Origin of the sequence: Polynucleobacter sp. UB-Piko-W3 (genome assembly GCF_018881635.1) — a bacterium.
GTDB lineage: Bacteria > Pseudomonadota > Gammaproteobacteria > Burkholderiales > Burkholderiaceae > Polynucleobacter.
On the sequence record NZ_JACVPY010000002.1, the window covers coordinates 464,590 to 476,668 of the forward strand.

The 12,079-nt window shown below is 46.3% G+C and carries 10 protein-coding genes; 9 read left to right on the forward strand and 1 reads right to left on the reverse strand.

Translation table 11 applies throughout. The annotated features are described in order from the left end of the window. Nucleotides 1-63 precede the first annotated feature (63 nt). Genes aceE through lpdA form a run of 3 tightly spaced genes read left to right on the forward strand, consistent with a single transcriptional unit; the run spans nt 64 to nt 6,188 of the window. Nucleotides 64-2,760 (forward strand): pyruvate dehydrogenase (acetyl-transferring), homodimeric type, encoded by a 2,697-nt coding sequence (aceE, locus tag ICN31_RS02650; protein ID WP_216258305.1) that lies wholly within the window; start codon nt 64-66, stop codon nt 2,758-2,760. A 14-nt stretch (nt 2,761-2,774) separates the two neighbouring features. Further along, complete coding sequence (gene aceF, locus ICN31_RS02655) at nt 2,775-4,397, forward strand: dihydrolipoyllysine-residue acetyltransferase (RefSeq protein ID WP_216258307.1); 1,623 nt, start codon at nt 2,775-2,777, stop codon at nt 4,395-4,397. 9 nt (nt 4,398-4,406) lie between these two features. Further along, a complete protein-coding gene (gene lpdA, locus ICN31_RS02660) occupies nt 4,407-6,188 on the forward strand; it encodes a dihydrolipoyl dehydrogenase (RefSeq protein ID WP_216258309.1) in 1,782 nt (593 codons plus the stop codon). A gap of 81 nt (nt 6,189-6,269) precedes the next feature. Here lpdA and ICN31_RS02665 read toward each other — a convergent pair whose 3' ends face one another. Further along, nucleotides 6,270-6,644, reverse strand: a complete 375-nt coding sequence (locus ICN31_RS02665; RefSeq protein ID WP_216258312.1) for a hypothetical protein — start codon at nt 6,642-6,644, stop codon at nt 6,270-6,272. A gap of 117 nt (nt 6,645-6,761) precedes the next feature. Between ICN31_RS02665 and ICN31_RS02670 the strand changes: the two genes are divergently transcribed. From ICN31_RS02670 to ICN31_RS02695, 6 genes are read left to right on the forward strand one after another with little or no spacing between them, the layout of a single operon-like run. Continuing rightward, complete coding sequence (locus ICN31_RS02670) at nt 6,762-7,730, forward strand: tripartite tricarboxylate transporter substrate binding protein (protein ID WP_216258314.1); 969 nt, start codon at nt 6,762-6,764, stop codon at nt 7,728-7,730. A 20-nt stretch (nt 7,731-7,750) separates the two neighbouring features. After that, entirely contained in the window at nt 7,751-8,416 is a 666-nt protein-coding gene (locus ICN31_RS02675; RefSeq protein ID WP_216258316.1) for an RraA family protein, read from the forward strand. Then, nucleotides 8,413-9,363: a tripartite tricarboxylate transporter substrate binding protein gene (locus ICN31_RS02680; RefSeq protein ID WP_216258319.1), complete on the forward strand. Its 951-nt coding sequence runs from the start codon at nt 8,413-8,415 to the stop codon at nt 9,361-9,363. Before ICN31_RS02675 ends, ICN31_RS02680 begins: the two co-directional genes overlap by 4 nt. A gap of 5 nt (nt 9,364-9,368) precedes the next feature. Continuing rightward, nucleotides 9,369-10,334, forward strand: a complete 966-nt coding sequence (locus ICN31_RS02685) for a tripartite tricarboxylate transporter substrate binding protein (protein WP_216258322.1) — start codon at nt 9,369-9,371, stop codon at nt 10,332-10,334. Nucleotides 10,335-10,370: 36 nt separating this feature from the next. Next, complete coding sequence (locus ICN31_RS02690; RefSeq protein ID WP_216258324.1) at nt 10,371-11,390, forward strand: amidohydrolase family protein; 1,020 nt, start codon at nt 10,371-10,373, stop codon at nt 11,388-11,390. Between the two features lie 60 nt (nt 11,391-11,450). Beyond that, a complete protein-coding gene (locus ICN31_RS02695) occupies nt 11,451-12,074 on the forward strand; it encodes an RraA family protein (RefSeq protein WP_216258326.1) in 624 nt (207 codons plus the stop codon). The last annotated feature ends 5 nt before the right edge of the window (nt 12,075-12,079 follow it).

Below are 12,079 nucleotides of genomic sequence, written 5' to 3' on the forward strand. Positions count from 1 at the left end.
ACTTTTTAGAATATTGTCTATAAGGTGAACAATAAATTGCGAAGTACTCATTGGAGATAAGTTATGGCCGCAGTTCCAGAACAAGTATTAGGTAAACAGAATTCTCAGGACGTCGATCCTGGTGAAACTCAGGAATGGTTACAAGCCCTAGATGGCGTTATCCATAATGAAGGCCCTGAGCGCGCAGCTTATTTAATCGATCAACAAATTTCTCATGCCAGAGTGAACGGTGTAGTACAGCCATTTCATGCAGAGACTCCTTATATCAATACGATTCCAGTGGAGAATCAAGCTCGCTTACCGGGGGATCAGAATGTTGAGCACCGCATTCGTTCCTATACCCGCTGGAATGCGATGGCGATGGTTCTGCGCGCCAATAAAGACACCAACGTTGGTGGACATATTTCTTCTTTCCAGTCTGCGGCAACGTTGTATGACGTAGGCTTCAATCATTTTTGGCATGCACCTTCACCAGAGCATGGCGGCGATCTGATTTTTGTTCAAGGTCACTCGGCTCCAGGTGTATATGCACGCGCATATATGCTGGGACGTTTATCTGGCGAGCAACTAGACAACTTCCGCCAAGAGGTTGGCGGCAAGGGTATTTCTAGCTATCCACATCCATGGTTAATGCCAGACTTCTGGCAGTTCCCAACGGTATCAATGGGCTTAGGCCCAATCATGGCGATTTATCAAGCGCGCTTTATGCGCTACATGCAGGACCGCGGCTTTATCAAGGCTGAAGGCCGTAAAGTTTGGGCCTTCTTGGGCGATGGTGAAACCGACGAGCCAGAATCCTTAGGCGCGATTGGTATGGCTGGCCGTGAAAAACTGGATAACCTCATTTTTGTAGTGAACTGTAATTTGCAGCGTCTTGACGGACCAGTGCGCGGTAATGGCAGCATCATTCAAGAACTCGAGGGTGAGTTCCGTGGTGCTGGCTGGAATGTGATTAAGGTGGTGTGGGGCGGTCAGTGGGATGCTCTATTTGCCCGTGATAAAAAAGGTATCTTGATGCAGCGCCTTGGCGAGATCGTTGATGGCCAGTATCAAACGATGAAGTCTAAGAATGGTAGCTATGTTCGCGAGACTGTATTTAATACCCCAGAATTAAAAGCATTGGTGAGCGACTGGAGTGATGATGAGATTTGGCAATTAAATCGTGGCGGCCATGATCCCCATAAAGTCTATGCAGCCTTTCATGCAGCAGTCAATCACAAGAATCAGCCAACCGTAATCCTCGCTCACACCATTAAAGGTTATGGCATGGGTGGATCTGGTGAGGCGATGAATATTGCTCACCAAGCAAAGAAGATGAATGACGACGATGTACGTCGTTTCCGTGATCGTTTTGAGATTCCCGTAAAAGACGAGGACCTCGATGACATGCCTTTGGTGAAATTTGCCGATGGTAGCCCTGAGCTTGATTACATGAAGGCGCGTCGCCAAGAGTTGGGTGGTTATTTACCGCAGCGTCGTATGAAGGCAGAGAGTTTGCCAGTGCCTGCATTGGATGTGTTTGCTCCACTACTTGAAGCCACTGCAGAAGGTCGTGAGATTTCGACAACGATGGCATTTGTACGTCTGCTCAATACCGTTGTGCGCGATAAAGTTTTAGGTAAACGGGTAGTTCCGATTGTTCCTGATGAATCCCGTACCTTTGGTATGGAAGGCATGTTCCGTCAACTCGGTATCTGGAACCAATTAGGGCAGCTCTACACACCTGAAGACCATGACCAATTGATGTTCTACAAAGAGGACAAGACGGGTCAAATTCTGCAAGAGGGCATCAATGAAGCGGGCGGTATATGCGATTGGATTGCAGCCGCAACTTCTTACTCTACCCATGGCGTACCAATGTTGCCTTTCTACATCTTCTACTCGATGTTCGGTTTCCAGCGTATTGGTGACTTAGCATGGGCAGCGGGTGATATGCGCAGCCGCGGTTTCTTGTTGGGCGGTACAGCTGGTAGAACGACTCTGAACGGCGAAGGTTTACAGCATGAAGATGGCCATAGCCACCTGTGGAGTGGGGCAGTACCAAACTGTATTAGTTACGACCCGACATTCGCGTTTGAATTGGCAGTAGTGATTCAAGATGGTATGCGTCGTATGTTAGAAGTTCAGGAGGATGTTTACTACTACATCACCTTGATGAATGAGAACTACGCCCATCCAGGAATGCCAAAGGGTGCTGAGAAAGACATCATCAAAGGGATGTATAAGTTGAAGTCTGTGGGTGATGACAATGCGAAGTTACGCATTCAGCTTCTCGGTTCAGGAACTATTTTCCGTGAAGTAATTGAGGCAGCAGAAATACTTCACAAGGACTGGGGTGTTGCCTCTGACTTGTGGGGTTGCCCAAGCTTTACTGAGTTAGGCCGAGATTGGAATACTGTTCACCGTAGCAATCTCTTAAATCCAACAGCAGCGCCGCTACTGTCTCACGTGGAGAAGTGCTTAAAAGATACTTCAGGCCCAATCGTTGCAGCTACCGACTATGTGCGTTTATTTGCTGAGCAGATTCGTCCAGCGATTCAGCATATTGGTCGTCGCTATGAAGTATTGGGTACGGATGGCTTTGGCCGCTCTGATACTCGTGAAAAATTGCGTGACTTCTTTGAGGTTGATCGTCGCTGGATTGTGGTGACTGCTTTGAGATCTTTGGTAGATGCTGGCCAGATGGATCGCCAAAAACTTGCACAAGCTATTCAGAAGTATGGCATTGATACCACTAAACCAAACCCAATGACGGTTTAAAACGAGAAGAATTCATGAGTCAAACAATTGAAATCAAAGTCCCGGATATCGGCGACTATAAGGATGTGCCTGTCATTGAAGTCTTGGTGAAGCCAGGTGATCACGTTGAGAAAGAGCAATCGATCGTTGTGCTTGAGTCTGACAAAGCAACCATGGACGTTCCCTCATCGCACTCTGGTGTCGTAAAAGAAGTCAAAGTGAAGATTGGCGATAATCTTTCCCAAGGATCCGTTGTGATTACATTGGAAGAGAGCGGGGCTTCAGTTGCTGCGCCAGTGTCGCCCCCTATTCAAGCTATCCCAGTAGCATCAGCCTTGGTAAGCGCACCAGTAAGTTCAGGTGCTGCTGCTGTTGAAATCAAAGTGCCTGATATCGGCGACTATAAAGATGTACCCGTCATTGAGGTGTTAGTTAAAGCTGGTGATCGCATTGAAAAAGAACAATCGATTGTTGTGCTTGAGTCTGACAAAGCAACCATGGATGTTCCCTCATCGCATGCGGGTGTCGTAAAAGAAGTCAAAGTGAAGATTGGTGACAATCTTTCCCAAGGGTCGGTGGTCTTGATTTTGGAAGGTGGATCATCTGCCTCTGTAGCTGCTCCGGTAGCAGCACCAGTAGCGCAAGCGCCAATCAGTAAGCCTGCAGCCGTTGAACCACCAGCTGTTCGTGCTCCAGCACCTCCTCCAATATCGAACCCAGCACCAGTAGTGGATGCATCTCTTAGCCATGCAAGTCCATCAGTGCGTAAATTTGCCCGTGAACTAGGTGTGACTATTCAGCAGGTCAAAGGATCTGGTCCCAAGGGTCGCATTACCCAAGAAGACGTACAAGCGTTTATTAAGGCAGCCATGAGTGGTGGTGCTGGTAGCCCCGCTGCAGCATCGAGCGGCCAAAGCTTGGGTGGTTTGAATCTGATTCCTTGGCCAAAAGTCGATTTCACAAAGTTTGGTGAGATTGAGCGCCAACCATTAAATCGGATTAAGAAGTTGACCGCGGCGAATCTTGGTCGTAACTGGGTCATGATTCCGGCAGTGACGTATCACGAAGATGCAGATGTGACTGACTTAGAGGCATTTCGTGTCGAGACAAATAAAGATAATGAGAAAAGGGGCGCCAAGATTACGATGCTCGCTTTCTTGATGAAAGCTGCTGTAGCTGCTCTGAAGAAGTATCCAGAATTCAATAGCTCGCTTGATGGTGACGATCTAATATTGAAGAAGTACTTCAATATTGGTTTTGCTGCAGATACGCCAACAGGCTTAGTAGTGCCAGTCATCAAAGATGTGGATAAGAAAGGCATCTTCGAAATTGCCAAAGAAACTTCTGAGCTAGCGGCATTGGCACGCGAGGGTAAGCTCAAGCCAGATCAAATGCAGGGTGCAAGCTTCACAATCTCTTCTTTAGGTGGCATTGGTGGAACTTACTTCTCACCAATCGTGAATGCTCCAGAGGTCGCCATTCTGGGTGTAAGCAAAGCTGCTATGAAACCAGTATGGGATGGTAAGCAATTTGTGCCCCGTCTGATCTGTCCATTATCCCTTTCCGCAGATCACCGCGTCATTGATGGCGCATTGGCTACACGGTTCAATCTATATATTGCACAACTTTTAGCCGACTTCCGTCGTGCTACGCTGTAAGGGGGATTGATGGCTAAGCAAATAATCCTCGTGCCTGATATTGGTGACTATTCTGATGTACCAGTCATTGAAGTGCTGGTTAAGGTTGGTGATGTCGTTGAAAAAGAGCAGCCTTTATTGGTGCTCGAGTCTGATAAGGCAACCATGGAGATTCCGGCAGATGCTGCTGGAACGATTACTAGTATTGCAGTCAAACTAGGCGACAAAATTAGTAAGGGTTCTGTGATTGCTGAAATTGAAGCAAGTAGCGCCGCGCCCGCAGTACCAGCCGCTGCAGTGCCTCCACCAGTTCCAGCAAAAGTCGCAACGCCAGTCATGCCAGCACCGGTCGCTGGTCAATACAGTGGCAAAGTAGATCACGAGTGCGAAGTGTTGGTTCTTGGCGCTGGCCCTGGGGGCTATAGTGCCGCATTCCGAAGTGCTGACTTGGGTATGAATACCGTTTTAATTGAGCGTTACTCGACCCTAGGTGGCGTATGCCTCAACGTCGGCTGTATTCCATCTAAAGCATTGCTTCACACCACTGCAGTGATGGATGAAGTTAAAACGATGTCCAAGCATGGCATTACGTTTGGTGAGCCAAAGATTGAGATTGATCAATTGCGTGGCTACAAAGATTCTGTGATTGCGAAGTTAACTGGTGGTTTAGCGGGCATGGCTAAAGCACGGAAGGTAAAAACTGTTCGTGGCTTAGGCCGTTTCTTAGATGCCCATCACGTCGAGGTAGAAGTGACTGGTGGTGCTGGTCAGGATCTCACAGGTCAAAAAGAAGTGGTGCGTTTTCAGAAGGCGATTATTGCGGCTGGTAGTCAGCCTGTGAAATTACCATTCTTGCCAGAGGATCCTCGTATTGTAGATAGCACTGGCGCTTTATTACTGAAGAGCATCCCCAAAAGAATGCTTGTTATTGGTGGCGGTATTATTGGTCTAGAGATGGCTACGGTATACAGCACACTCGGCTCGCGTATTGATATCGCCGAGATGATGGATGGCCTGATGGCTGGCGCTGACCGTGATCTGGAAAAAGTCTGGGAGAAGTTCAATGCCGGACGTTTTGAAAAAATTATGCTCAAGACTCGCGCTGCTAAAGCCGAAGTAAAGCCTGATGGTATCAAGGTGAGCTTTGAGGGCGAGAATGCACCCGCAGAACCTCAAACATATGACTTAGTCTTAGTTGCTGTTGGACGATCTCCAAATGGCAAGAAGATTGATGCTGGTAAAGCCGGTGTGCAAGTAGATGAGCGTGGCTTTATTTCGGTTGATAAACAAATGCGCACTAATGTGCCCAATATCTTTGCCATTGGCGACATTATTGGTCAGCCTATGTTGGCGCATAAAGCGGTACATGAAGGTCACGTTGCAGCTGAAGTTGCAGCAGGACAGAAATCTTATTTTGATGCCAAGCAGATTCCATCGGTTGCGTACACTGATCCAGAGGTAGCTTGGGCTGGCTTAACGGAAGAGCAGTGCAAAGCCCAAGATATCGCTTATGAAAAAGGCTTATTCCCATGGGCTGCTAGCGGACGTGCGATTGCTAATGGTCGCGATGAAGGTTTCACAAAACTCATCTTTGATGCAACGACCCATCGCATTATCGGTGGCGGCATTGTAGGCACGCATGCTGGCGATTTGATTGGTGAAGTTTGCCTGGCAATTGAGATGGGCGCTGATGCTGTTGATATTGGTAAGACTATTCATCCGCATCCAACTCTGGGCGAGTCGGTCGGCCTGGCTGCAGAAGCGGCGCATGGCCATTGCACTGATTTACCGCCGGTCAAGAAGAAGTCTTAGCAAAGAGCTGATCTTCTGAGTTGCTGCAAAAGCCCCGAGTAATCGGGGCTTTTGCATTCCTACTTCAAGCAAATATCAATCTTAAGTAATGAGATGTCCATTTAATTCTCGGATGCGCTCATCTACGTAATAACCACCACATTCCGTGTAACGGAGGTATTTGCATCCGCAATGCTTACATTCATAGACGTCAGACTTGTTGTAGGGGTGGAAGGATATGGAGATTGGGGCATCCTTGGACCATATATTGGTTCCCTTGGGATGATGCTCTTCCCAGCACTCTGGGGCGTCTTCAACCCTTAGGGTTCCTATGCACTCTAGGGCCTTCGTGATAAAGCCACCAGGGACGCTTTCCCAAGCTACACAAGATAAAGATTGGCAATCAACGCACTTGCTCTTCCCCTCAAAAGATCGGGCAAATCCTAGCAATGTCTCTCGATCAACTGAATTGGTCATTTAGTGGCTATTTGGATAATCCGATGTAATGTTGTCAGAGTAAGGTATATTTTTACAAAAGAATAGATGTTAGCGCATGTATGAATACAGAGCGCCACAAAAATGGGGACTAAAAAAATGAAAAAACAATTATTGCTGCTTGCACTTTCTTGCTCGGCGCTATGTTCTGGGACTGTTTTTGCACAAAGTGCTTACCCCTGTGCAGTGGTTAAGTTTGTTTCGCCATATCCCCCTGGAGGTACAACAGATATTTTGGCTAGAATGCTGGCGCCTGGTTTAGCCAAACAGCTCGGTACAAATGTTGTGGTTGAGAATAAGGGTGGAGCAAGCAGCAATATTGGGACTGAATTTGTGGCTAACTCAGCTTCTGATGGTTGCACTCTATTACTCGGAAATAATACTGGTATCGTGATTAATCAAAATTTGTATAAGTTAAGAATAAATCCATCTAAAGACTTGGCAGCGGTTGCAGAAGTAGCTTCTGTACCCTTGGTGCTTTATGTGAATGCATCAGTACCTGCAAATACTGTCGGTGAGCTGGTAGAGCTTATTAAAAATAATCCTGGTAAATACAGCTATGCATCTGGCGGTAGTGGGAGTCCACAGCATCTGATGGCAGAAATGCTGAAGCTTGAAAAGCAACTAGATATGACGCATATACCCTATAGAGGGCAGGGACCAGCCATGGCTGATGTTCTTGCTGGCCAAGTACCGATTGCATTTGAGACAACAACAGCTATTTCAGCGCAGATGACATCGGGCCGTATTCGTGCGCTAGCAACAACGGGTTTAGTGCGTCCTAAAAACTTTCCAAATATTCCTACTATGAAGGAGCTTGGGTATTCGAGCTTTGTTATAGAGAATTGGTATGGCATTTTTGTTGCAGCTAAAACTCCGTCCGTTCTGATTGCGCGATTAAATCGAGCATTTAATGCTGTCATGAAGGAGCCAGAAGTTGCAGTAAGTCTGAATAAGATGGGCTCAAGTGATGTAGCAGGGACGTCAGAGCAATTTACGCAATTTATCAATAAAGAAATTCCATATTGGGAGTCTTTGGTTAAGCGCACAGGCGCAACAGTGGATTAAAAATAAAAGAGGATAGCAACATGAATAATGGTTATGAAATTAATCCAAGAAAAGAGGCTTTTAAGGAGGGGATCGTAGCTCTGACGGGATTGGCAACCTCGGTTGTCAGTGATGTATTGGGTCGGACTATTGGTGCAGTCAATATATTGCCGGTGAATAAGTCGCCAGTTTCCGTATGCGGTAATGCTGTCACAGTCAGCGTTAGGGCTGGCGATAACTTGATGATTCATAAAGCGCTACAAATCCTTCAGCCAGGGGATGTGCTGGTGGTTGATGGTGGAGGAGATATCTCTCGAGCATTATTTGGTGAAATCATGATGACTGTTGCTAAATCAAGAGGCGCAGTTGGTGTAGTTTTTGATGCAGCGATTCGGGATGTTGAGGCTTTTGAAAAGCATCGCTTTCCATGCTGGGCCCGTGGCGTCAATATGCGTGGCCCCCTTAAGGATGGTCCAGGCAGCATTAATGTATCCGTTTCCATAGGAGGTATGGTGATTCATCCAGGCGATGTGGTTTTGGGTGATTGCGATGGCATCATTGCTTTGTCTCCTGAGTTGGCATTAGAGGGCGCCAGATTGGGCAAAGAAAAAGAGATTACTGAGCGCAAAACAATCCAATCCATTGTTGATGGTCAATATGATGATTCTTGGGTTGATGCAACTTTGAAACAGAAAGGCGTTATATGAAGCTTAAGAGAATCTTGACGGTACTTTTAAGCCTTTTTTCCCTCAATGCGATAGCGGCATTTCCAGATAAGTCGATTAAATTCTTAGTTCCTTGGCCGCCAGGCGGAGCAACTGATCAAGTTGCTCGTATCTTGGCAATACCCCTTACGAAAGAACTTGGCGTCACTGTTTTTGTTGAAAACAAGGGTGGGGCTGGTGGCAATATAGGTACGCAAGCTTTTGTCCAAGAGAAGCCAGATGGATATTCAATCTTAATGGCAACCAGTTCAACTAACGCTGCAGGCCCTCACTTATTTGCAAATCAGGGATTTGATGCTGCCAAAGACTTCACCCCAGTAGTGTTGGTATGCACTATTCCAAATATTATGGTCGTGCCTGAGTCATCGCCGTGGAATAGCATGAAAGACTTGATTTCTGATGCTAAGCAAAACCCTGGAAAGTTTACCTATGGCTCTGCAGGTATTGGCGCATCTCAGCATTTGGCTGGCGCACAATTTAAAACTGTCACTGGTTTAGATGTTCGTCACGTTCCATACAAGGGAAGTGGTCCTGCTGCCTTAGATTTAATGGCTGGACATATCGATATGATGTTAGATACTGGCTCGCTGAACAATATCAAGGCGGGTAAATTAAAAGCCTTAGGTGTAGCTGCAGATAAGCGCATCCCTGAATTACCTAATGTCCCAACAATGAAAGAGGCTGGAGTGCCAATGGTTGCGAATGCTTGGTATGGTGTGATGTTGCCTGCTGGTGCACCAAAGGACATTACTGAGAAACTCAATGCCGCCTTCAATAAAGTCTTAAAGGATCCAGAGGTACGTAAAACTCTTCAAGGTATTGGCGCCCAAATTGATGGCGGCTCAGTAGTCGACTTTACAAAGTTCTCACAGTCAGAGATTAAGCGCTATGAAGGCATTGTGAAAATGTCAGGAGCCCCCAGAGAGTAATTTTCATGAAAAAAATTATATTTAGCTTCTGGCTTGTAGCCAATCTTCTTTTTGCTAGCAATCTGATGGCTCAAGACTATCCAACTAAACCCATTAAGGTTCTAGTTGGATATGCCCCTGGTGGTGCAGTTGATTTAGTTGCTAGAGCTTTAGGACAAAGCCTCTCAGCCTCTCTTAGTCAGTCGATAGTGATTGAAAATAAGCCGGGAGCTGGGACAAATATTGCCGTTAAGCAGTTGATTGATAGTCCGCCTGATGGGTACACATTAATGGTTGCTGCAAATGCCTTGGCAGCAAATATGTCTTTATATAAGCCACAACCCTTTGATATCGATAAAGACATTACGCCAATTGCCATGATTGGCCGCGTACCTGTAGTGATCGCAACCTCTGCTGAAGGTAAGTATCAAAAACTATCTGATTTGATCAAAGCTGCAAAGGCGAATCCTGATTTGATTACCTATGGAACCCCTGGTAACGGTGGCGCGCCACATATGGCCATGAAATTTTTCGAGCAATCCTCGGGGATTTCTTTAAAACAAATTCCCTACAAAGGTGGAGCTCCTGCGATTACAGATCTTATCGGGGGGCAGTTGGATTTGGTTGCTGTAAATATGTTGGAAATTGCTCCGCATGTCAAAAGTGGCAAACTCAAGATTGTTGCCGTGATGAGCGCAAAGCGTTCCCCAATATTTCCAGAGGTGCCCACCGTTGCGGAATCCGGCTATCCAGGTTTTGAGGCTTCCGTGTGGTACAGCTTAATTGCACCCGCTAAGACTCCAGCGTCTATTGTGAAGACGCTGCATACTCAAGTTGAGAAAGCCTTGCAGTCTAAAGAGATGACGGAGCGATTGGGCTCTGTTGGTGGAGAAGTAAGTCCTGGAACTATCGCTCAAGCAGCATCTTTTTTAAATTCGGAGCGTAGGCGTTACGAGAAGCTTGTGCGTGAAGCCAACATTCAACCAGACTAATTTTTGCTGACATCAGCACCATAAAGGAAAGAACAGATGATTATTGATTGTCATGGCCACTATACAACAGCACCAAAAGCGTTGAAGGCTTGGCGTGATGCTCAGGTTGCTAATTTAAATACACCAGAGTTAGGCCCTAAGGTGTCTGATTTAAAAATTAGTGATGATGAAATTCGTGAGTCTATTGAAGAAAATCAACTGGCTAGAATGAAAGAGCGGGGCATTGATGTCACCATCTTTTCACCACAAGCCAGCTTTATGGCTCACCACATAGGTGATTTCAATACCTCAGCTACATGGGCGGCTATATGTAACGAGCTCTGCTACCGAGTTACCCAACTTTTCCCAAAACACTTTGTAGGTGCTGCAATGCTACCCCAGTCGCCAGGGGTTGATATCAGTACCTGTTTGCCTGAGATGCGTAAATGCATGAATGAATATGGATTTGTAGGTATCAACCTGAATCCTGATCCTTCAGGGGGGCACTGGCGCGACCCGTCATTGAGTCATCCACAATGGCATCCCATTTACGAAGAAATGATCGCTTTAGATGTGCCAGCAATGATTCATGTGAGCACAAGTTGCAATGAATGCTTTCATACTGTTGGTGCCCATTATTTAAATGCAGACACTACTGCATTCATGCAATGCTTAACTTCAGATTTGTTTGCACAGTTTCCTGCTTTGCGTTTCTTAATTCCGCATGGGGGTGGAGCAGTCCCTTATCACTGGGGTCGATTTAGAGGACTTGCGAAGGATATGAACATCCCTGACATTAATCAGAAATTGCTAAACAATATTTATTTCGATACTTGTGTGTATCACCAGCCAGGGATCAATCTGCTCACCGAGGTGATTCCGACTAAGAATATTCTCTTTGCATCCGAAACGTTTGGGGCTGTGAAAGATATTGATCCTGATACTGGATTTTATTTTGATGATACGCGTCGCTATCTAAACGCGGTTGATAGCCTTAGTAATGAAGAGAAATCCATGATTTTTGAAGGCAATGCGCGTAAGGTATTTTCTAGAATTAATAATAGAATTCCAAAGTAAGTGAGGGATATGATGACGTCCGAAGAGTTTGATCATTTGTACAGGGGCCGATTGGAGAAATTGGCCACTTCAAATTTGAGCGATGCTCTTGATAAGTTAGGTATTGCGGCCGCCGTGATCGGTATTGTTCCGCAGTGGGGTAAGACTAAAGTAATTGGTAGGGCAATTACGATCCGAATGATTGCTGCAGGCGCTGCCCAAAGCAAGGCTCATCTCGGTGTCGACGCTATCTTTTCTGCATCTCCTGGTGATGTGATTGTGATTGATAACCGTGGTGATCTGAACAACAACTGTTGGGGTGAGATTCTCTCGATGGGAGCTTTGCAAAAAAAGATCTCAGGGGTAGTGGTCGATGGCGCCGTTCGTGATGTCGATACCTGCGAAGAATTCGGATTCCCAGTACATGCAAGAGGTACAGTCCCCATCACTGCTCGAGGACGCATAGTTCAAGAGGCCTGGAATATCCCCGTTAGGATTGGAAATATTCCCGTATTGCCCGGTGATGTGATTGTTGCTGACGTCAACGGAGTCGTAGCGATTCCTGCTGGCAAGATTAAAGAGGTATTAGATGCAGCGGAGAATATTGCTGCCAAAGAGCTAGCAATGGTTGAAGCATTAAGAGCAGGGCAGTCAATTCTTGATGTGGATAAGCAATTTAACTACGAACAAATGTTGAAAAGTTAGGCGCC